This window comes from Rummeliibacillus sp. BSL5, assembly GCF_052928305.1.
Genome location: NZ_JAVGCV010000001.1, coordinates 712,968 through 734,842 on the forward strand (window position 1 = coordinate 712,968; position 21,875 = coordinate 734,842).

Consider the following 21,875-nt stretch of genomic DNA (forward strand, 5'->3'; position numbering starts at 1 on the left):
TTAATTAATCAACTTTGAACCATTTGGCTTTCATCTTATCGATTTCGCCAGAGTCATTTAATTCTTTTACAGCTTTATTGAAATCTTTCACTAATTTGCTACCTTTAGGGAAAGCTGCTGCTTTTTTCTGGTTATCGACACCGTCAATCGTCGAGAATTTTAGATCTTTATTTTGTTTAACATAATTTTTAGCTACAATATCTTCTAGTACAATGGCGTCTAGTCTTCCTAATTTCACTTCTTGAATCAATTCTGGTACTCTGTCACGCGTTTCTACTTTTACGCTTGGCACTTTATCTGCAATTTCGTTGGCTGTATCTTCTTCAATGGATGAAACCTGCGCACCGACTTTTTTACCTTTCAAATCCTCAAGTTTGTCGTATGACACATCTTTTTTAGTAATGAGATAATCTTCTGTATCATAGTAGGAATCCGTAAAGTCCACCACTTTAGCACGTTTTTCATCTGGTGTAATGCCCGCCATCGCAAAATCAATTTTTTTTGCTTGTACGGATGGAATTAAACTATTAAACTCCATATCTTGTATTTTCAATTGATAACCCATTTTTTTAGTTACTGCATTGGCGAAATCAACGTCAAATCCAATAATTTCATCTGACTTTGCTGCATCGATGTATTCAAATGGTGCGAAGTCTGCTGATGTGCCCATCACTAAAACCTTTTTTTGATTGTTATCGGAAGATGAACCATCCTTGCTGGAATCTGATCCGCACCCTGCGAGAGTTAATGATAAAACTGCTGCTGCTGTAAATAACCATTTCTTTTTCATTGTCCAAATCTCCTATCTCGTCATTGTTTCAATAAAACCACTCTATGTAACGTCGTGTTTTATTATGAATTCAAATGAATAATTATAGATTTTAATTTATAATTATAATAACATATTAATAAAAAAATAAAAGTATTTTTTGCATAAAAATAAATAGATTCTATTAAAAATATATTAACAGAATCTTTAAATAATTACAATTACATTTGTATTATTTTGTCTAATTACCTTATTCCTCAGGCAATAATCATTTCGAATTCAATAGATAATGTTATGAAGGCAGTCTAAAGCAAGATTCAGCCAGGTTTCTATCAGAAATCTCATTTAGTCGTGATACTCTGTATTTCCAATATGTATTTTATGATATCAGCGAGTTTATCACCTTAATTTATTGGCTTCCCATGCATTAATAATTGATGGCATATTCTTCATTATCTTGCATGAAATTTATTTTATACAGCTAACCAATTAAATATAACTACATTTAAAAAGCCTTCTTCAAACTAACCACCATTCGGACACTCATTAAACCGATAGCTTCCGTCAATGAATGTTTTTTGTATGAGAATAGTCAGATTAATACAAACTGATATTAACATTTACTTCGTAAAACCTGATAATGCGGAAATTGAAAGGAGTATTCATAAATGCCACTTGTCACAGTATTTGGAGGAGAAACATTTGAAGTTGAAGCTGGTAAAAAATTAGTTTTAGCCCTTGAAGATAATGGAATTGAAATCTTTCACCAGTGTGGCGGAAAAGCTAAATGTACTACTTGTAGAGTGGAAGTCTTAGCTGGCGAATACAAAGATATTTCGAAAGTAGAAAAAAACGCCTTTGCTATTAAGAATATTGACGAGAATTTATATGAAGATTGTTTACGTTTATCTTGTCAAATTCGTGTCATTGAAGACATAACTGTTAAGCCAATTATAACTTCAGAAATTAAACAAGGCTCTAGAGGACCTAGACCTGCAGATTAACTATGCTAAGATAAAAAACGCGGTGTTAAAGCTAAAACCGCGTTTTTTTATAATTCCCTAATATTATTTATTTAGTTATTGTAACCTTTCTTAGCTTTTCATAGCTACATAACGTTTTGATAGCCAGGTAGTTGGATATCAATAAAGCATCAATTGGCTTCTTGCCAATTTCTTCTCGATTACTCTTGCAAATCTAAACCTATTCATTAGCTATATGCATAGTAAAATACTTTTTAACCTCGTTTAAAGTGTAATTCTTAATCAACTAAGGCACTTCTATATCTCCTGTTTTTTATGCATAAAAAACCAGTTCCATTTAGGTACTGGTTAAATGCTTTATATTACTTCTAGTGGAATCTGTAAATTTTTACCTTTAATAAATATCTTACCATTAGCATGGCCTCAAACAAAAAGAAACCAATGACCAAATATTTCCCTACATCGATAATGTAATATCTAATTGAACTTAATGGACCCGTCGGCAAATGCATCGTAAAGCTTAAGTACATACCAAATGTAAAGTTTCTTGCCCATTGTGAAGTTTGGTATTGAAGTACTCCCTTTTTTATTCCATATGCCTTCAACCGTTCAATTAAACGTAATATTTCAATACTCTCTACTATAAGAAATATAAGTGAGACAATAATCCAAAGTACAAATAAGCTTTTGCCGTCTGATATTTTCGTAATACATAGAGATAATCCAGTGATTGAAAGAGCTCCGTGAATAATACAATTTGTGCTTTTCCACTCTTTTATCTGTTCACGAAATGATTGTGAACGCATCGCTCTTATTAAAAGCCATATGCTCAGGCAGTAAAAGATCAGATCTATAAGCAAAATGAATGAAATACTCCCTTTATTAAATAGGTCCGGGAATAATGTAAAACCTGCAATCACTAACGATTGGGTCGCTACGCTTGGCAATAGTGCTACACCATTTATCTTATTTGCAAAAGATTTATTTTTAAATAAAAATAAGTAATTCCGAACTACTATGACAATATATCCTACATACAGAAGAATAGCCATAGAATAGAGAAATATTTGATCCCATTTCATCTGAGATAAGTGATTGTCCATATTCAATAAAACAATGGATGTAGCAGCAATCCATGTCCCTATTCCAAAACTGTTGACTGGGTCTACAATATGTTTCTTTGCAAAATCTCCTCTCTTTAGATTGAGAAGCAATAAAACAAATAGTAAAGTATAGATGATGAATAAAACACAAGCATATATCAAACCAATCACTTCATGATAATGGGGAAATAACTGAATAATACCGATTGATAAAATCCCCATTGCCATCACTACAGCTCCTGCAGGTGTAGGAATAGAAACTTCACTTACTTTAATAAATAAATTCAAGAGAATAAATATACAGACTATCGTAGTTAGTACAATCATAATAACACAACCCTTAACAGAAAATACGTCTTCTAGTATACCTCCATTCTTAATTAGATACAAAAAAGCCCCGCTCTCGTTAAGAAAACAGGGCATACGATTACTTTACTTTAAACCATTTATTCTTCAATTCTTCTACTTTACCTTCCTTTTCTAGCTCTTCCATAGCACGGTCAAATTTCTCTGTTAGTTTACTACCTTCAGGAAAAGCAGCTGATTTGGATTGATCTTCTTGCTCCTCAATAACATAATAGGTTAAATCCTTATTATCTTTTAGATAATTGTCTGCTACTATATCTTCTGTTATGATCGCATCTATTCTCCCTAACTTTACTTCCTGCACAAGTTCAGGAATACGATCTCGGCTTACTAATTTAACACCTTTGTACTTTTTCGCTAATGTTTTCGCTAATTTCTCTTGAATAGATGCAGTTTGAGAACCCAACACTTTCCCTGCAAGATCTGAGTCTTTTTCTATACCGCTTCCTTTCTTCGTAAGAATGTATTCCTTTGTATCATAGTAGGAACTTGAGAAATCTACTACCTTATCACGTTCTTCATTTGGCGTCATACCAGCAAGTACAAAATCTACTTTGTTCGCTTGAAGCGCAGGAATAAGGCTACTAAACTCCATATCCTTCACTTGAACTTGATAACCTAATTTCTTCATAACCGCTTTGGCTAGATCAATATCGAAACCTATTATTTCATCAGAAACTTTCGCATCAATGTATTCGAAAGGTGCATAGTCTGCTGCTGTGCCCATAACAAGAACTTTTTCTTTATTTTCTGCTTGTGCATCCGAATTTTTCTCCGTATCTTTTGTTCCACAGCCTACCAACAATACCGCTAGCAAGGCTATTGCAGCAAATAACCATTTTTTCATTCTACTCACTCCGTTTATCCATATATTTTTGTATTGCATGATCAAGCATTGTTAAGCCATCATCTATTTGTTCTTTCGTTACTGTTAAAGGAGGTACCATTCGTATCACATCATTGTCATTACCACAAAGATAAAAGAGGACGCCTTCTTTGAGTGCATTATCCAATATCTCCTTTAATGCTATCCCATCCCCTAACCCTGTTTTTGGATCGATTATGTTAATACCAATCATTAAGCCAATTGCTCGAACTTCCCCGACCACGTCATATTTTTCTTGAATGCCTTTTAAAAAATCGACTGCATAAGCCCCTACTTCTTTTGTATTCTCGAGCAAATTTTCTTCTTTCATTACTTCAAGCGTTGTTAATGCAACTGAGCATGAAATTGGATTACCACCGAATGTCGTCCCATGTGAGCCCATTGGCCACTTCTCCATAAGTTCTCGGCTTGCAACAGTTGCACTTAGAGGCAGACCTGAAGCAATCCCTTTCGCTATTGCCATAATATCTGGTGTAACACCGAATGTTTGTGCAGCAAACCATTCTCCTGTGCGCCCAAAACCAGTTTGAACTTCATCAAAAATAAGCAAAATACCATACTCATTGCAAAGTTCCCGGAGTTTTTGTAGCCATTCTTTCGGCGGTATAATATAGCCCCCTTCACCTAGCACAGGCTCTACGATAAATGCCGCCACTTCTTCTGGTGTAACCTGATGCTTAAAGAGTGTCTTTACATTTTTCTCAAGCAGATCCACTGTATATTGCACTGGATCAAAGCCCGTGGGAGCATCATCTACATTGGCATACGCTATCGAATAGACATTAGATGGGTTCAAAAATTTACGATATTTACTTTTGGATGTTGTCACACTTAATGCACCAAGAGAACGGCCATGAAAACAACCTGTGAAAGAAATTATATAAGGTCGCCCTGTAGTAAATTTCGCTAATTTTATTGCTCCTTCAATTGCTTCAGTACCACTATTTCCATAGAAAAAACAATCTAAATTTCCCGGTGTGATTTCCGCTAGATTCTTCGATAACTTTAATATAGATTCATACATAATAACGCCAGATGGACCATGGACTAATTGATCTGCTGCATCTTTTATACTTTGAACAATTTTCGGATGACGATGACCAGTATTTGCTACAGCAATGCCTGAAGTGAAATCAAGATATGTCTTGCCGTCTGCTCCAAAATAGTAACACCCTTCTTCCTTTATCACCGGTAAATTTGGATGATCTTTTGCCATACTAGGAGCTAGATAATCGCCCATCTGTTCATATAATTCTAACCAACTCTCCATGATGACCTCCTTATTAACTGAATTGACTTTATATTATATTTATAAACATAATAGCATAAATATTCATTTAGTAAAGTGTTTTTTAAATTGTTAGAAATAGGGTTATAAAAAAACGCATCTCTTTTTTGAAATGCGTCCTTGTTACTTTATGTTAATAATCTAAAAGTGTGCCTAAGAAGTTTTCTAAAGATGAAGCTATTTACTAAAAAAGCCACACTTATAATAAGTGTGGCAGTGTTCTTAATCTATTTTCCTACGATTAATAATAATTCACGAATCGTTTTACATGCAATAGCAGTGGATGCGCCTGTTGGGTCATAAGGAGGGGATAACTCCACAACATCTGCTCCTACCACATGATTCAAATCATCAAGTACCTTTAATCCAGCTAACAATTCTTTATACGTAATACCACCTGGTTCAGGTGTTCCAGTGCCTGGGAAAGTGCCCGGATCTAATACATCGAGATCGATAGTTATATATATAGGAAGATTCTCTAATTTTTTTACGATTTCAGGTAAAGTTTCTATTGAAAAACGTTCCATATAGGTATGGTATTTCGCCCATTCGAATTCTTCTTTAAGGCCTGAACGAATGCCAAATTGAAAGATGCGTCCGTCGCCTAAGAATTCATGGCAACGTCTAATAACAGAAGCATGTGATAGTTTTTCACCCATATAGTCTTCTCGAAGATCTGTGTGTGCATCAATATGAATAACATGTAAATCCGGGTATTTTTCGAATGCAGCTTGGATGGTTGGGTAGCTTACCAAGTGCTCTCCACCGACCATTACAAACTTTTTCCCGTCATCAACAAGGCCTCTTGTAAATAGTAGAATTTCATTCATTGTTTTTTCAGTATTACCAAGTGGTAAATCAAGATCGCCAGAATCATGCACAGCAATATCTTCTAAGTCTCGATCAAGGTAAGGAGAATACGTTTCTAACCCATATGAGTCAGGACGAATAGCTTGCATTGCAAAACGGGTACCTGGACGAAAACTAGTTGTCCCATCAAATGGAATCCCAAATAGAGTCAGTTCAGACTCCTCATAGCTGTTGTCACAGCCAATAAATGTTGATATATTCATTGTTTTACTTTGCAATCTTCAATGCCTCCCTTACATAGCTAGGCAATGCAAAAGCTCCAAGGTGTAAATCTGTATTATAATATTTCGTTTTCAAACCGAATGCATTCCACTTTTGTGGATCTATATTAGTAATCGGGTGTTTTGTTTTTGATGCAAATCCGAATAGCCAATGGCCTGAAGGGTATGTTGGCATATGATATTGGTAAACTTCAGCAATTGGGAAAATGGTTGATAGTTTATGCCGTGCTTTTTTCATATTGTCCGCATACTCTGCAAAATAAGGTGATTCATGTTGATTGATTAAGATTCCATCAGTATTTAAAACTCTGTAGCACTCTTGATAAAAGGCAGTTGTAAACAAACCTTCTCCCACAGAAATTGGATCTGTTGAGTCCACAATAATCAAGTCAAATGATGCATCAGCTGCTTCTTTTACATAAGCTAGGCCGTCTTCAAATTTTAGAGACATGCGTGGATCTTCTTCTACCCCTTCAGCAGTGACAGGTAAATATTCTTGGCACAAGCGAAACACCCGCTCATCAATTTCCACCATAACTACTTCTTCAACTGTAGGATAACGCAATACTTCACGCGCAGTACCGCCATCCCCTCCCCCAATGATCAAAACCTTCTTGATATTTGGGTTTGTAGCAAAAGCAGGATGGACAATCATATCGTGGTAGATGAATTGGTCTTTTTCATTTACCATCATTAGTCCATCAAGTGTGAAAAATGTGCCAAACTCTTTACCTTTATAGAAATCGATTTTTTGAAAGGGCGATTGCTCACTATGCAAATGCTCATCATAGGAAATTGAAAACTTACAGTCCTCGCTCCATTGTTCTGTATACCAATTCATTATTTTGCACCTTCTAATTCATATTCTTCTGGTTTCACTTGAATTTTGCCTAATTCACGATTAGCAAATTGGCGAATTTTTTCAACCGTTCCTCGAGGAAAATCAAAGGATTCCACTTTTTTTGCTTTAAGCTTTTCAGCTAAGTAATCTCCGGCTTTCCATGGGCTAACTGACTCTCCGCAAGTATAAACATCTACAGATGCAAAACCATACTCAGGCCATGTATGGATGGTTAAATGAGATTCAGATATAATCACAGCTCCCGAAACTCCATACGGATTAAAATGATGAAAAACAGATTCAACTATTGTTGCACCAGAATAGTCTGCTGCTTCACACATATATTGTTCAATTAATGCGTTATTCTCTATTATTTCACTTGGACACCCGTATAACTCAATTAATACATGTCTTCCTAAAGTATTTAATTCTAAACCCATTTACTTTTTCTCCTTTACGACCGTAATATGATTTTTTCTAGGTGAATCTGATAAAATATTACCAAAATTCTGGATATAATAATGATACTGTTCGATAACTTCTTTTGAAACGTATTCTCCAGGTATAACAAGAGGTATTCCTGGTGGGTAAATCATGAGAGAATCAGCACTTATTCTTCCTATTGCTTCGTGAATGGGTATTTCTTCATGTTCTGCATAGTAAGCCTCTCTCGGTGTTAAAAGTAAAGTGTTTGCACTAAAAGGCGTAACATGCGGGTATCGGATACTTTTCCCTTTGCCGTATTTGCGCTCAATATCAATTAAAGCAGTCACTAGCTTTTCTAGAGATTCTTTTGTATCAGCTGGAGTGATTACAGCCATAACAACATAACCTTCTGCTAATTCCATTTGAATATTATATTTTTCTTTTAGAAGCGTATACACTTCAAAACCTGATAGTCCGCTTTCATTCACTCTGATGACAAGCTTTGTATAATCATGCAATTGACTAAATCTATGTTTTACATAGCTATTCTTTAATACTTCAAAGGAAGTATGTTCTTCTATTTCAATGATTGTTTGTTCAATGATTTCTTTTAAAGAATGATAACGAATGGCACCATATAATACTAATTCATGCCTAGCAACATCCAAGGAACTCATTAGAAGATAGCTAGCACTTGTCGACTGGAGCATATTCAATGATTTTTGAATTTGTTCTCTCGAAATTCGATCGCTGTTTAAAAGCAAGATAGAACTTTGCGTTAGCGAACCACCAGTTTTATGCATACTCATTGTGACCAAGTCTGCTCCTGCTTGGATGGGGTCGGGCAAAGAGTCAACAAATGATAAATGCGTTCCATGGGCGCTATCCACAATCACTGTTATATTTTGCTTATGTGCAAGTGTGCAAATTTTCTCCAAATCATTCATCGTCCCAAAATAAGTTGGATACGTAACGAGCAGAGCTTTTGCGTTTGGATGTAATGTTAATGCCTTTTCAATCGTTCTAACAGAGACACCATGGGAAATTCCAAAGTGTTGATCCACTTCAGGCTCTAAAAATACTGGACAGGCGCCGCTCAAAATTATGCCATTCATTACTGATTTATGACAGTTTCTTGGAACCAGTATATGATCCCCTGGCTTACACGCCGATAGAATCATAGCTAAGATACCAATCGATGTTCCATTGACTAAAAAATACGCCTCTTTTGCCCTAAAAGCTTCTGCTGCTAACTGTTGTGCCTCTTGAATGACTGATGACGGATGGCTTAATAAATCCAATTCTTTCATCGAATTGACATCCATTTTCATCGTAAAGTCACTAAAGACATCGTTTAATGGGCTTTTTAAAGCTCCCATTTTATGCCCCGGCACATCAAAAGGGGTGGTATTTTTCTTTGCATAGTTAACGAGCGCTTCAAACAACGGCATCCGTTCTTGGGAACAAATATCATATTTTTCGTTAAGGATTTCTTGCAGCACTTGTGCCATTAACGAGTTGCTCCTGCTAAATCGCCTGCAACGGCTTCCCTTAAAGCACTTACTTTATCAAGCTGTTCCCATGGCAAATTTAAATCATGTCGCCCAAAGTGTCCATATGCTGCTACCTGTTTGAACTGAGGATTCCGAAGATTAAGCATATTGATAATTCCTCCAGGTGTTAAATCGAATGTCTTGCGAATAGCTTGCAGTAGTTGATCTTTGTCTACGGTTTCTGTTCCGAAGGTATCAATCGCGATACTTATTGGCTCACTAACCCCTATGGCGTAAGACAGCTGGATTTCACAACGTTTGGCAAATTTAGCAGCTACAATATTTTTAGCAACATAACGAGCTGCATAAGCTGCTGAGCGGTCTACTTTTGTACAATCTTTCCCTGAAAATGCGCCGCCTCCGTGTTTTGCTGCTCCTCCATAAGTATCCACGATAATCTTACGGCCGGTAAGACCTGCATCGCCATGTGGTCCTCCAATAACGAAACGTCCTGTTGGATTGATTAATGTATTTACATCTTCATTCATTCCAAATGTGCGAATTGTTTCTTGTACAATCTGTTCGTTTATATAATTCTTGAATTCAGCCATATTTACATCTTCATCATGCTGAATAGAGAGTAATATTGTTTCTATTCTTGGTTTAGTCGGATTTGTATAGTCGATCGTCACTTGAGATTTCATATCTGGGCGTGCCCATTTAAAGTCTCCAATTTTTCTTAAGAAAGAAGCTTTTTTCATCAAGGTATGAGCGATTTCAATTGCAAGCGGCATATATGTTTCTGTTTCATCCGTTGCATAGCCAAACATTATCCCTTGATCTCCTGCTCCAATCTCCTTTAGATCACTTGAAGAATCGACACCCATTGCAATATCTGGTGATTGTGTATGAACAAGTACTTGAATGTTGCAAGTATGTCCGTCAATACCGAATTGTGCATCACTGTAACCAATCTCAAGTAATGTGTCACGAGCAATTCTCTCAATATCTAATATGGCAGAAGTTGTGATTTCTCCCCCGATAATAACCATATTTGTTGTCGTAAACACTTCACATGCAACTCTTGAAAATGGATCTTGAGCTAAAGCTGCATCTAATACAGCATCCGAGATTTGGTCTGCGATTTTATCGGGATGTCCTTCTGACACCGATTCCGAAGTAAATAAAATTTTTTCAGTCAATATAATCCTCTCCTACTAAAAAATGTAAATATTAGCATACAAAAAAGCTCTCCAACCATTAGAAGGAAAGCTTCGATTAATATCAACTGCTTATCCTCTTATCGTTCACAAAACTTTGTACATTTTGTGCTCAGGTTGAGCCCCATGAACTGATAAATATCAGTTTGGTTTGCCACCGTATCTTAGACCCCTCGTCTCAACGGTTTTTAATAAGAGCAACTTTATTTTGCTAAGGCTTATAGTAATTGAATTTTTTTTGACTGTCAATCTATTTTTAAAACTTTTTTTATTTTGTTGAATTAAAAATCTACTAAAAAAGCCCTCAATATTGATAAATAGAACCCTAAAACTCTTTTAATACTTAGAGTTTTAGGGTTCTTGCGGTAGAAAATTAGCGGTTCGGTACTCGAAGGACACGCATAGCATTTAACACAGCTAGCAATGTAACCCCAACGTCAGAGAAAACTGCTTCCCACATAGTGGCAATGCCAAAGGCACCTAATAGCAGGAATATACCTTTCACACCTAATGCAAAGAGAATATTTTGCCACACAATCACTCGAGTCCGTTTTGCAATACCTATAGCTGCTGGTATCTTAGAAGGTTCATCGGTCATTATAACGATATCTGCTGCTTCAATCGCTGCATCTGATCCTAATCCTCCCATTGCCATTCCGACATCAGCACGAGCTAATACAGGTGTATCATTGATACCATCCCCAACAAAAATTAACTTTTCTTTAGAATTTTTCTGGGCATCAATTTTTTCGATTTCTTCTACTTTGTGTTGCGGCAATAATTCAGCATGCACCTCATCAAGCCCAAGTTTCTCGCCCACAGATTTCGCTACAGATGCTGCATCACCAGTCAGCATGATGGTCTTTTTTATGCCTAGTTCTTTTAAAGAACGAACTGCTTGAACAGAATCTTCTTTTAGTTCATCTGCTATAACAATATACCCAGCATAATTACGATTTAGGGCAATATGAACAATCGTTCCAATCTCACTAGGTTCCTTGAATGCTATGTTTTCTTTGTTCATTAGTTTTGCATTTCCAGCTAAAATTTCTTTTCCATCAACTGTTACAGCAGTACCGTGGCCTGAAATTTCATTGTACTCTTGTATCTTGTCAACGCTTAATTCTTTCCCATATGCATTTCGTATTGACTGTGCGATTGGGTGATTGGAATGAGTTTCAGCAAAAGCAGCATATTCCAATAGGTCTTCTTTCGAAATATTACCATATGGGCAAATGGTCGTGACTTCAAATACGCCTTTGGTTAAGGTACCCGTCTTGTCGAACACAACATACTTCACATTATTTAGAGCTTCTAAATAGTTGCTTCCTTTGACCAAGATACCCATCTTAGATGCTGCTCCTATTCCCCCAAAGAATCCTAATGGAATAGAAACCACCAACGCACAAGGACAAGAGATAACTAAGAATACCAGCGCCCGATAAATCCAATCCGAAAAAGTTGCGCCATTTAACAATAGCGGTGGTATGAAAGCTAATGCAGCAGCTACAATAACGACAACCGGTGTGTAATAACGAGCAAATTTCGTAATAAAATTTTCGGTTGGTGCTTTTCGACTGCTAGCATTTTGTACGAGATCTAGTATTTTAGAAACAGTCGACTCGCCAAATACCTTAGTTACCTCTACACTCAATAGCCCACTTTTATTGATAAACCCACTTAGTACATCAGAACCAGACTGCACTTCTCTGGGAACTGATTCACCTGTTAGCGCGGATGTGTCTACCATGGAGTTTCCTTCTAAGACCTTTCCATCTAATGGAACCTTTTCGCCTGGTTTAATGACAATGATATCCCCAATCTTTACTTCATCAGGGGAAACTTTTTTTATTTCATTTCCGACTTTTATATTGGCATAGTCCGGTCTGATATCCATCAAATCGCCAATGGATTTCCGAGAACGGTTTACAGCAATGCCTTGGAATAATTCGCCCACTTGGTAGAACAGCATAACAGCCACACCTTCTGGATATTGCTTGATTGCAAACGCGCCAATGGTTGCGAGAGCCATTAGAAAATGCTCATCAAATACTTGACCACGCAAGATATTCCTAAAGGCCCTATAGATGACATCCCCACCTACGATTAAATAGGCGAGAAGAAATATAGCTAACTCATATATACCTGAAACAGGAGTAAACATGCCAAGCGAGCCTATAACTATACCAATTCCCAGTCGAACCAACACTTTTTTTATATTTCCAGTTTCATGATTGTGTTCATGGGGATCTTTATCGTATTCTTCTATGGCTTTCACGTGTGGTTCAATCCGGTTAATTAGCTTCACTGCCTCATTTATCACCAATTGTTCCGAAGTGGCGGATTCGGAAACTTCTATTATTAATTTTTTCGATACAAAATCTACAGAGGAACTGGTAACTCCTTCTAATTCTCCTACACTTTTTTCTATCTTTGCTGCGCAATTTGCACAATCAAGTCCATCCAAGTACAGAGTGTGGTTATGAGTATTTCTTGCTTTCCGTCCTTTTTCTAATATATTGATGTGTGGCTCTAGCCTATGAATATTACGCCTTGCCTCTTCAATGGTATCTATTTCTTTTGCCTTATCCATCTCCATCGTCAATGTTTTCGTGGCAAAATTAACATTACAAGAAGTAATGGATTGAATACCATTTACACTTTTTTCAATTTTCATCGCGCAATTTGCACAATCAAGTCCTTCTAACAGAAATTTATGTTTTACTTTGTTTTCCAATTTACTCATCCTCCTTTCTCTTTTTTCTGTTCTTTCATACAATCCCTACCCTTTTTAACCAAGCTATTTACTTTTATTTGCATTCCCATCACCTCTCAATAATATATGATCAAATATTCATATGTTAAATGTATGCAAATTTAAGCCCTTAATTACTTCACTAGCAATATATGAACAAATGCTCATATATAGTATTGACTACATTATATTCATTAACATAAAAAACGTCAATGAATAAACAGAATTTTAATTAAAATACAAATAAAAAGGATTTCGGATAAAATAAAAAACCTACACAAAAGTGTAGGTTTTGCCAAAGGAAAGGATTTTCCCAGCCTATTATAAGGAAATGACAAGGAATACTAGTTAGAATTTTGCTTTGAATTTTTAATCCATAATGGTGATTTTGTGTTCATAAAGTTCACCAGGATATTCAATCGACAGAAAAGAAAGTAAAGGCAATCGCAAATCCTTCGTTATACGAAAATGCACATCGTTAAGATGAATGTTGCGACCTAGCTTGTAAATAGATTCGTAAAGGGAATCCTTAGAGAGCCATAAAACCCCTTTTTCTTTCTTAGAAAGGTACTCTACTACATAATCCTTATTCTCCTTATTAATAGTTAACGTTAGCATTACATCAATCCCTTCCTCTAACTACTATTCAGTAATGAATAGCCATATTATTATTTCGCAAAAAATGAACCTTATAACTTGTCAGGCCACGTAACTGCGATTTAAGTTTTCTATAATATGGTATGAACGCTAAAAAATTGACTGTTTTTTGATAAAAAAGTATTTTTGTTTAAATTTAAGAATAAATCAATAAAGCAAACACTAATACTCGAATACTTGTAAAAAAGAAAAAAATACCCGTACCAATTTTGCTTATAATACCTATTTTCTAAAATGTGCCTTGAAAAGTAATAATAAGAATCAATCGAGCTTTCATATCCAGTTATTACTATAGGCACCTGTTTCATATCAACAGTAAACAAAAGGAAAAATCCTTCGCATTATTTTACAATTACCATTTTACGAAATATTTATAATTGATCTTGCATTTATTGAATTAGACAGATGGCTATACTATTCCAACTGGTTCTATTGGAAATTCATCATTTTTTTTGGAGGATGATGAAAATGTTATGATTGAAATTATTACTAATGCTTCTAGCCTTCATGATATTTTTATCCAGTTAGAACACAGGGAATGTAGAATTTATAAAGTTTCAGTTCGAGCGTATTAGGGAAAATAGAATTAAAGTTAATCCAATAAAAGGAAAATTAATTATTTTATCAGAACAACCTGATATTCCTTCCCCATTATTTGATCCAAACGAAGTTGACATACAATAGAAGTAGTTATTTAACAATTACTTAACCACTTTGAAGAAGCGAAAGAGAAACTTGGGGATAAATACCTCACATTCTTGAAAAGGCCTTCTCCCTCTATGCAAGCCTAAAAGAAAAACGGCCCATATTATTTTAAGACAATGATGTGAATAGCTTTTAAACTATAAGGAGGTATGGATATGATGGATAGAAAATACCCAATTGGTAAACTAAATGTCCCTGATAAAGTAACAGTTGAAAATCTACAAGAATGGCTGAGTAAAATCGAGACTTTTTCAAATCGATTAAGAGAAACAGTAGGAACATTAAACGATCAGGAATTAAGCAGAACCTATCGTGATGGCAGTTGGACAGTTCGTCAACTTGTGCATCACATCGCAGATTCACAGTTGAACATGTATCAACGACTAAAACTAACTTTAACAGATGAGAATGCAACAGTTCCTGCTTTTGATGAAGAAAAGTGGGCGATACAACCAGATACAAAACTTCCTGTAGAAGCTTCCATTAAAATTTTAGAAGGTATAAATGAGCGTATCGTATACTTAGGAAATAGTTTAACTGAAGATCAATTAGATCGATACTTTACTCTTCAGACTAACGGTGTAATAACAGTTGCGACAAAACTGGCCAAATTAGCTTGGCATGAAGAGCATCACTTAGCTCATATACAAATCGCATTATTACAATAATACAATTTGTATGGAAGTGGCTTATCAGTTCGATGAGCCGCTTATTTTTGAGGAATGTTTAACCATTCGCTACTTTTCACCTTACATATACTTCTTCAGGATGTTTGCTTTTATTGCATCATCTCGTAGGATTATACATACTCTCAAAAGTTCTTAGCCCTACAAATAGTACATATATAGTTCCTACAGGTAAGTCCTCTCTCTACCATAACTAGTATCCATATTTGAAATAAAGATGCAACGACAATTATCAGCCATTCTATATTCTTTTGTAATTTCTCTAAAATTTAATTCCAAAAAACAAAAACCCTGAGAGAAAACTGAAAATCAGTTTCTCACAGGGTTTTATCTTTCTGTGGCATAGCAAGCTCAGGTTTTCTACTGGACCAGCCCATTACTATCATTGCGTAATCCTAGAAAAATTGGCTAGAGTGGCAACTTAAAAATGTCAGCTAATTTCATCCATATAATAAGTGATTAATGCTTACATATTTATTTAGGATTTCCCTCTTTAGCTGATAGTTTTAAAATATGAGATATGAAGCCGTCTGTTTTAACATCAATTACATAAGATACATTTGAATATCTTTCCGACAAGCTATAATTTTCTTCTCGCAAATCTTCTTTTAAGCCATTCTCAGTAATTATTTGAATGCCTTCACCTTTTTCTACATAGACAACCGTATAAATACGGTGTGGTTGCTTTTTGAGCTCTCGAAGTGTAAGTACACCACGTAGTGCACGATTGCCTGTCTCTACTTCATCAAGGGCCATCTTTTTAACGCCTCCGCGTTCTGTAACAATCATTACCTTACCTTTATGGTTTGGCGGAATGATATTTGCTGCTTTTACCATATCCCCATCCAATAAATTCATCGCTTTTACGCCAGCAGTCCTTATGCCTGCCACCGGTACTTCGTCGAGTTTAAATCTGATAGCATAGCTCAGATAAGATGTTAAATAGACTTCCGCACCCGAATCTGCTATTCCAGAAGCTATTATAAGATCATCTTTCTTAAGATTCATCATTTTAAATGGCTTATTATAGCGTTGTACCTGGAAATCTGCCAAAGCAGTTCGTTTAATTTGTCCATTCTTCGTAATGCTGACAACATATTGATCTGTATTAAAATCTGCAACGCCTTCAACATTTATAATTTTTTCTTCAGAGTCTAAAGGAATTATACTTGAAATATGCTGTCCCAAATCTTTCCAACGAATATCTGGCAGCTCATGGACTGGAAGGAATATATAATGACCTTTATTTGTAAAGGCCAATACATGCTGTTGCGTATTTAATTGTGCCTCGTACAGTAAATGGTCGGACTCTTTCATGGCAAAATCTTCACCATTTGAAGCATTATACGAACGAATACTTGTCCTCTTTACATAGCCATCACTAGTAACTGTCACGACTACGTCTTCGCTTGGCACTAAAACATCTAAGTCTACTTTAATTTCTTCAATTTTTTCTTCTATTTCTGAGCGTCTTGGTTCTTGAAACGTTTTTTTCACTTCTTTTAATTCCTTTTGTAGCACGCTCACAAGCTTCTTCTCGCTCTCTAATATACTCTTAAGTTCAAGAATCTTTTCTTCAAGTTCTTTCTGTTCTTGCCGAAGTTCTGTGATATCTGTATTGGTCAATCTGTAAAGCTGTAATGAAACAATTGCTTCCGCTTGAATTTCAGTAAAACCAAACTTCTCTTGCAAATTATGCTTAGCATCTTTTTTATCTTTTGAAGCACGGATAGCTGCAATAACTTCATCTAGAATTGATAGTGCTTTCATCAACCCTTCTACAATATGTAAACGGTTGTTAGCTTTATCTAAATCATACCGAGATCGTCTTACAATAATTTCTTTTTGGTGAGCAATGTATGCGTCTAATAGCATCTGTAAACTCATCATAGTTGGACGACGATTGTATATAGCGATCATATTGAAGTTATATGTAACCTGTAGATCGGTATTTTTCAATAAATATTTTAAAATCGGTTCTCCGCTGATTTCTTTCTTTAATTCAACTACTATTCGTAAGCCTGAACGGTCAGACTCGTCACGTACTTCTGCAATGCCATCTAAGCGTTTATCTAATCGCATTTCATCCATTTTTTTAACAAGATTTGCCTTGTTTACATCATATGGAATTTCAGTGATAACAATTTGCTCTTTAGCACCCTTGAGCTTCTCAATTTCTGCTTTAGCTCTGACAATGATCTTTCCTTTGCCTGTTTCGTAAGCTTTTTTAATCCCGTCAATCCCTTGAATAATGCCACCTGTTGGAAAGTCAGGTCCATGCAATACCTGCATTAGTTCTTGAACTGTAGCTTGAGGATTTTTCAAACGCATTAATACTGCATCTAACACTTCAGCTAGATTATGCGGTGGGATGTCAGTCGCATAGCCTGCGGATATCCCTGTCGACCCATTCACTAATAAATTAGGAAAACGTGAAGGCAGTACAGTTGGTTCTAAATCTTGATCATCAAAATTTGGCACTAAATCCACTGTATCTTTTTGAATATCCCGCAGCATTAGAGCTGCAATAGAAGATAAACGGGCTTCTGTATAACGCATAGCAGCAGGCGGATCACCATCGACAGAACCGTTATTGCCATGCATTTCTATTAACATATGGCGGGCTTTCCAGTCCTGGCTCATACGTACCATAGCTTCGTAAACAGAACTATCACCATGTGGATGATAGTTACCGATTACATTTCCGACTGTTTTAGCCGATTTTCTAAAGGGCTTGTCGTGTGTATTGCCTTCCATAAACATTGCATATAGAATACGGCGCTGTACTGGTTTAAGACCGTCTCTTGCATCTGGCAAAGCACGGTCTTGAATAATGTATTTACTATAACGACCGAAGCGATCACCGATGACTTCCTCTAAAGGCAAGTCTTGAAATATCTCGGACTGCGTCATGTAAGATCCCCTCCATCATGTTGTATAAATTCGCTTTCTAATATCGTACTGTCTTCTTCAAGGCCAAAGTCCACATGCGATTCAATCCATTTTCTTCGTGGTTCTACCTTATCACCCATCAATGTGGCAACGCCTTTTTCTGCTCTTTCAACATCATTGATTTGAACGCGAACCAATGTCCGTGTTTCAGGGTTCATGGTTGTTTCCCAAAGCTGCTCAGCATTCATTTCACCAAGACCTTTGTAGCGTTGAAGAATATACCCCTTACCAATTTTCTTAATTGCTTGTTGAAGATCTTTCTCTGTCCAAGCATATTCAATTACTTCTTTGCGCCCAGTCCCTTTAGATACTTTATAAAGTGGCGGCAAGGCAATATATACTTTTCCTGCTTCAACAAGTGGTCTCATATAACGGAAGAAGAAAGTTAATAGTAATACCTGTATATGAGCGCCATCCGTATCGGCATCCGTCATGATTATAACTTTATCGTAAGCAGCATCTTCAATATTGAAATCTGTACCAACTCCAGCACCGACTGCATGGATAATGGTAGCAATTTCTTCGTTTTTCATGATGTCCTGAAGCTTTGCTTTTTCCGTATTGATTACTTTTCCTCGAAGAGGCAAGATGGCCTGGAAAGAACGGTCACGGCCTTGTTTAGCTGAGCCGCCCGCAGAATCGCCTTCGACTAAGTATAATTCATTTTTGGCAGCATTCTTAGATTGTGCTGGCGTCAATTTTCCTGATAAGATGGTTTGTTTTTTGGATTTTTTACCATGACGTGCGTCTTCTCTTGCTTTCCGTGCTGCTTCGCGAACTTGCTGTGCACGAATAGCTTTACGTACAAGCGATGCACTAAGCTCCGCATTCTCTTCCAAAATGTACATTAATTTTTGGGATACGACACCATCGACAGAGCTACGTGCTTCAGCTGTGCCAAGTTTGCCTTTAGTTTGACCTTCGAATTGTAATAGATTTTCAGGAATTCGGACTGAGATGATGGCAGCTAACCCTTCACGTATATCCGAACCATCCAAATTTTTATCTTTTTCTTTTAGGAGTCCGACTTTACGTGCATACTCGTTAAACACACGCGTCATTGCAGCTTTTGCGCCTGTTTCGTGTGTGCCTCCATCACGCGTGCGAACATTATTAACAAAGGAAAGGATAGTTTCGGAATAACCATCATTGAATTGAAAAGCAAATTCAACTTCAATTTCATCTAGTTCGCCTTCAACATATTTAACTGGATGCAATACATCTTTTTCTTCGTTAAGATAGGCTACAAAGGCTTCAATTCCATTTTCATAATGATACACTTCTTGTCGCTCGGTTTCTTCATCAATAAGCTCTATTTTTAAGCCCTTTAATAAAAAAGCTGATTCACGTAAACGTTCAGCCAATGTATCGAATTGATACTTGGTTGTAGAAAAGATTTCTGGATCAGGCTTAAAATGAATAAATGTGCCTGTTTCTTTCGTTTTGCCTAGATTAGCAAGTGTAGTTACGGGCTTACCGCCATTTTCAAAGCGCATGCTGTATTTATGGCCATCTCGGTAAATGGTTACATCAAGCCATGAAGAAAGGGCGTTTACAACAGATGCTCCTACACCGTGCAAACCACCACTTGTTTTATAACCACCTTGACCAAATTTACCGCCTGCATGCAAAATGGTAAAGATTACTTCAGGAGTTGATTTCCCTGTCTTGTGCATCCCAGTTGGCATGCCTCGTCCATAATCTCTAACACTAATACTTTGATCTTTATGGATTTTCACAACAATATGTGAGCCAAAACCCGCTAATACCTCATCTACAGCATTGTCGACGATTTCGTATACAAGGTGGTGCAAGCCTCTGCTGTCTGTAGAGCCAATATACATACCCGGACGTTTTCTTACGGCTTCTAAACCTTCTAATACTTGAATATCATCTTCACTATAAGAGGTGATTGTTTGTTTATTTGTCAAAAAATATTCCCCCTAAACACAAACATCCGTTCTACTTTTATAAATCATATACACAATAATAGATACTGTCAACTTCTTGTTCAGTTAGACTCAGGTTTTATTGTATCATTCGTTTAATCTATTGGACAATAAGAACCGGCAATTATTGAGAAAGTTGGTCATTGTGTACGCTTACAGTCTCGTGATAAAATATTATTATAATCTAATAATACCAACTACTAATGTTGGAGGGAGTTTTAAATGAATAGTATTTTAGTTGTTGTATTGGCTTATCTAATTGGTTCCATCCCATCCGGTTTATGGGTTGGTAAAGTTTTTTATAAAACCGATATCAGACAGCACGGAAGCGGAAACTTAGGTGCTACTAATACCTTCCGTACGCTTGGAAAAAAAGCGGGTATAGCCGTTACACTTATGGATATATTAAAGGGCACACTTGCAACTATACTTCCTATTCTAGCTGTTTTCCAAGGAAGTGGTATCCACCCACTAGTTGCTGGCATCATTGCTGTCGTCGGGCACATGTTCCCTATCTTCGCTGGCTTCCGAGGAGGCAAAGCTGTGGCTACGTCTGCAGGTATTTTACTTGGCTACCATTGGCCAATCTTTATCTTGCTCCTTATCGCCTTCCTTCTTTGCTTAAAAGTGTATAAAATGGTGAGTCTAGCATCTATGTTTGCAGCTGTTGTAGCTTTTATTTACGCACTTATTTATGGTATTTTATATAATGAATATCTTTTACTTATCATTATTTCCATTATTGTAGTCTTTATTTTTTATCGCCATAGATCTAATATATCGCGCATAAAAAAGGGAACTGAACCAAAAGTAACATGGTTATAAAAAAGGAGTGTTCTTATGAAAATTATCATGTCTGAACAAGCATTTCAGTGGTTTTCTGATGAAATGGATGTAGCGCAAGGAGATACCATTCGTTTTTATGCTAGATATGGTGGCTCAAATCCTTTCCACGAAGGGTTTTCTCTCGGCATGAGTCAAGACTCGCCAATTAATCCAAGTGTTGTATTAGAGCATAATGGAACTACTTTTTTTATTGAGCAAGACGATACATGGTTTTTTAACAACCATGATTTATATGTAGATGTAGATCGCCAATTAGATGAACTTAAATTTGACTACAAGTAGATAACGAAAGCAAAAAGCATGCCTAATTCGGGCATGCTTTTTTAAACTACTCATCCAAGAGTTATTTGATTTCTGCAATTTCTTTATATTTATTAAACCACACCGGATTAATCCGTTCAAAAGCAACAGGTCGGAAATTTTCTTTTTTCACCACAATATGTTCGGATGTTGCTGTTGCTGCAATCGTTCCATCACTATGTACGATTTCATAGCCATACACGGTACGAAGACGTTCCTGTGATACAATCCATGTACGTATAATCGCTTTTTCACCATAACGTAGTGCAGCTTTGTAGCTAACATTGACATTCATAACAGGCGATACATAGCCTGCTTCTTCTAATTGAGTCACGCTAAAGCCTAAATCATGAATCAGCTGCGTCCTCCCTAATTCCATCCATATAACATAATTAGCATGGTATACAACGCCCATTTGATCTGTCTCCGCATAACGAATTTCAATTTCTTTTTCACTTACAAACATGTTGTTCACCTCATGTTAAGTATACCGTTATTTTGGGAGAAAATCCTTCCATAGCTTTTCTTCTTTCATAAAATCTCCTTTGTCTTATAAACT

18 protein-coding genes and 1 riboswitch are annotated in these 21,875 nt (G+C 36.4%); of the genes, 4 read left to right on the forward strand and 14 right to left on the reverse strand.

The genetic code is table 11. From position 1 onward, the window contains the following. Window positions 1-4: 4 nt before the first annotated feature. The gene (locus tag RCJ93_RS03710; protein WP_251646266.1) at window positions 5-790 is read right to left on the reverse strand and encodes a transporter substrate-binding domain-containing protein; all 786 of its coding nucleotides are present in this window, start codon (window positions 788-790) and stop codon (window positions 5-7) included. Between the two features lie 647 nt (window positions 791-1,437). Here RCJ93_RS03710 and RCJ93_RS03715 point away from each other — a divergent pair. After that, window positions 1,438-1,773 (forward strand): 2Fe-2S iron-sulfur cluster-binding protein, encoded by a 336-nt coding sequence (locus RCJ93_RS03715; protein WP_150284391.1) that lies wholly within the window; start codon window positions 1,438-1,440, stop codon window positions 1,771-1,773. A 347-nt stretch (window positions 1,774-2,120) separates the two neighbouring features. Here RCJ93_RS03715 and RCJ93_RS03720 read toward each other — a convergent pair whose 3' ends face one another. The 10 genes from RCJ93_RS03720 to RCJ93_RS03765 form a co-directional block, all read right to left on the reverse strand. Beyond that, window positions 2,121-3,182, reverse strand: a complete 1,062-nt coding sequence (locus RCJ93_RS03720; RefSeq protein ID WP_446738435.1) for an SLAC1 family transporter — start codon at window positions 3,180-3,182, stop codon at window positions 2,121-2,123. A gap of 100 nt (window positions 3,183-3,282) precedes the next feature. Continuing rightward, a complete protein-coding gene (locus tag RCJ93_RS03725) occupies window positions 3,283-4,068 on the reverse strand; it encodes a transporter substrate-binding domain-containing protein (RefSeq protein WP_066787066.1) in 786 nt (261 codons plus the stop codon). A gap of 1 nt (window position 4,069) precedes the next feature. Further along, complete coding sequence (locus RCJ93_RS03730; RefSeq protein ID WP_446738436.1) at window positions 4,070-5,377, reverse strand: aspartate aminotransferase family protein; 1,308 nt, start codon at window positions 5,375-5,377, stop codon at window positions 4,070-4,072. A 245-nt stretch (window positions 5,378-5,622) separates the two neighbouring features. Beyond that, window positions 5,623-6,468 carry an agmatinase gene (gene speB, locus RCJ93_RS03735; RefSeq protein WP_446738952.1) on the reverse strand — a complete coding sequence of 282 codons (846 nt, stop codon included), beginning with the start codon at window positions 6,466-6,468 and terminating at the stop codon, window positions 5,623-5,625. A gap of 4 nt (window positions 6,469-6,472) precedes the next feature. Further along, the gene (gene speE / locus RCJ93_RS03740; protein ID WP_251646256.1) at window positions 6,473-7,327 is read right to left on the reverse strand and encodes a polyamine aminopropyltransferase; all 855 of its coding nucleotides are present in this window, start codon (window positions 7,325-7,327) and stop codon (window positions 6,473-6,475) included. Continuing rightward, window positions 7,327-7,767, reverse strand: coding sequence for an adenosylmethionine decarboxylase (gene speD, locus RCJ93_RS03745; RefSeq protein WP_066787050.1), 441 nt, complete (start codon window positions 7,765-7,767; stop codon window positions 7,327-7,329). Before speD ends, speE begins: the two co-directional genes overlap by 1 nt. Further along, window positions 7,768-9,264 carry an aminotransferase class I/II-fold pyridoxal phosphate-dependent enzyme gene (locus tag RCJ93_RS03750; protein WP_446738437.1) on the reverse strand — a complete coding sequence of 499 codons (1,497 nt, stop codon included), beginning with the start codon at window positions 9,262-9,264 and terminating at the stop codon, window positions 7,768-7,770. Continuing rightward, window positions 9,264-10,451 carry a methionine adenosyltransferase gene (gene metK / locus RCJ93_RS03755; protein WP_149031991.1) on the reverse strand — a complete coding sequence of 396 codons (1,188 nt, stop codon included), beginning with the start codon at window positions 10,449-10,451 and terminating at the stop codon, window positions 9,264-9,266. The genes RCJ93_RS03750 and metK overlap by 1 nt, the downstream gene beginning before the upstream one ends. A gap of 92 nt (window positions 10,452-10,543) precedes the next feature. Further along, window positions 10,544-10,664: riboswitch (SAM riboswitch) on the reverse strand. A 175-nt stretch (window positions 10,665-10,839) separates the two neighbouring features. Continuing rightward, on the reverse strand, window positions 10,840-13,203 hold the full coding sequence (locus RCJ93_RS03760) for a heavy metal translocating P-type ATPase (protein ID WP_446738438.1): 2,364 nt from the start codon (window positions 13,201-13,203) through the stop codon (window positions 10,840-10,842). Window positions 13,204-13,590: 387 nt separating this feature from the next. Beyond that, window positions 13,591-13,839, reverse strand: coding sequence for a hypothetical protein (locus RCJ93_RS03765; protein ID WP_147193494.1), 249 nt, complete (start codon window positions 13,837-13,839; stop codon window positions 13,591-13,593). A gap of 902 nt (window positions 13,840-14,741) precedes the next feature. On the opposite strand from RCJ93_RS03765, the gene RCJ93_RS03770 reads away from it, so the two are divergent. After that, window positions 14,742-15,251 carry a YfiT family bacillithiol transferase gene (locus RCJ93_RS03770; RefSeq protein WP_446738439.1) on the forward strand — a complete coding sequence of 170 codons (510 nt, stop codon included), beginning with the start codon at window positions 14,742-14,744 and terminating at the stop codon, window positions 15,249-15,251. Between the two features lie 492 nt (window positions 15,252-15,743). Here RCJ93_RS03770 and parC read toward each other — a convergent pair whose 3' ends face one another. Together parC and parE are read right to left on the reverse strand one after the other, a co-directional pair. Then, a complete protein-coding gene (gene parC / locus RCJ93_RS03775; RefSeq protein WP_446738440.1) occupies window positions 15,744-18,182 on the reverse strand; it encodes a DNA topoisomerase IV subunit A in 2,439 nt (812 codons plus the stop codon). Further along, complete coding sequence (parE, locus tag RCJ93_RS03780; RefSeq protein ID WP_446738441.1) at window positions 18,179-20,152, reverse strand: DNA topoisomerase IV subunit B; 1,974 nt, start codon at window positions 20,150-20,152, stop codon at window positions 18,179-18,181. The genes parC and parE overlap by 4 nt, the downstream gene beginning before the upstream one ends. A gap of 240 nt (window positions 20,153-20,392) precedes the next feature. On the opposite strand from parE, the gene plsY reads away from it, so the two are divergent. Together plsY and RCJ93_RS03790 are read left to right on the forward strand one after the other, a co-directional pair. Then, window positions 20,393-20,995 (forward strand): glycerol-3-phosphate 1-O-acyltransferase PlsY, encoded by a 603-nt coding sequence (plsY, locus tag RCJ93_RS03785; protein ID WP_066787024.1) that lies wholly within the window; start codon window positions 20,393-20,395, stop codon window positions 20,993-20,995. Window positions 20,996-21,010: 15 nt separating this feature from the next. Then, window positions 21,011-21,298 (forward strand): HesB/YadR/YfhF family protein, encoded by a 288-nt coding sequence (locus RCJ93_RS03790; RefSeq protein ID WP_150284384.1) that lies wholly within the window; start codon window positions 21,011-21,013, stop codon window positions 21,296-21,298. A 61-nt stretch (window positions 21,299-21,359) separates the two neighbouring features. On the opposite strand, the gene RCJ93_RS03795 is transcribed toward RCJ93_RS03790, so the two are convergent. Continuing rightward, a complete protein-coding gene (locus RCJ93_RS03795) occupies window positions 21,360-21,782 on the reverse strand; it encodes an acyl-CoA thioesterase (RefSeq protein WP_150284383.1) in 423 nt (140 codons plus the stop codon). Window positions 21,783-21,875 lie beyond the last annotated feature (93 nt).

What these genes read in the sequence shown, in the direction of transcription:
- speE (WP_251646256.1), bottom strand. Translation starts at nt 7,327, where the DNA reads ATGAATTGGTATACAGAACAATGGAGCGAGGACTGTAAGTTTTCAATT.
- RCJ93_RS03715 (WP_150284391.1), top strand. Translation starts at nt 1,438, where the DNA reads ATGCCACTTGTCACAGTATTTGGAGGAGAAACATTTGAAGTTGAAGCT.
- RCJ93_RS03790 (WP_150284384.1), top strand. Translation starts at nt 21,011, where the DNA reads ATGAAAATTATCATGTCTGAACAAGCATTTCAGTGGTTTTCTGATGAA.
- parC (WP_446738440.1), bottom strand. Translation starts at nt 18,182, where the DNA reads ATGACGCAGTCCGAGATATTTCAAGACTTGCCTTTAGAGGAAGTCATC.
- RCJ93_RS03770 (WP_446738439.1), top strand. Translation starts at nt 14,742, where the DNA reads ATGGATAGAAAATACCCAATTGGTAAACTAAATGTCCCTGATAAAGTA.
- RCJ93_RS03750 (WP_446738437.1), bottom strand. Translation starts at nt 9,264, where the DNA reads ATGGCACAAGTGCTGCAAGAAATCCTTAACGAAAAATATGATATTTGT.
- RCJ93_RS03725 (WP_066787066.1), bottom strand. Translation starts at nt 4,068, where the DNA reads ATGAAAAAATGGTTATTTGCTGCAATAGCCTTGCTAGCGGTATTGTTG.
- RCJ93_RS03730 (WP_446738436.1), bottom strand. Translation starts at nt 5,377, where the DNA reads ATGGAGAGTTGGTTAGAATTATATGAACAGATGGGCGATTATCTAGCT.
- speB (WP_446738952.1), bottom strand. Translation starts at nt 6,468, where the DNA reads ATGAATATATCAACATTTATTGGCTGTGACAACAGCTATGAGGAGTCT.
- RCJ93_RS03795 (WP_150284383.1), bottom strand. Translation starts at nt 21,782, where the DNA reads ATGTTTGTAAGTGAAAAAGAAATTGAAATTCGTTATGCGGAGACAGAT.
- RCJ93_RS03720 (WP_446738435.1), bottom strand. Translation starts at nt 3,182, where the DNA reads ATGATTGTACTAACTACGATAGTCTGTATATTTATTCTCTTGAATTTA.
- speD (WP_066787050.1), bottom strand. Translation starts at nt 7,767, where the DNA reads ATGGGTTTAGAATTAAATACTTTAGGAAGACATGTATTAATTGAGTTA.
- RCJ93_RS03765 (WP_147193494.1), bottom strand. Translation starts at nt 13,839, where the DNA reads ATGCTAACGTTAACTATTAATAAGGAGAATAAGGATTATGTAGTAGAG.
- plsY (WP_066787024.1), top strand. Translation starts at nt 20,393, where the DNA reads ATGAATAGTATTTTAGTTGTTGTATTGGCTTATCTAATTGGTTCCATC.
- RCJ93_RS03710 (WP_251646266.1), bottom strand. Translation starts at nt 790, where the DNA reads ATGAAAAAGAAATGGTTATTTACAGCAGCAGCAGTTTTATCATTAACT.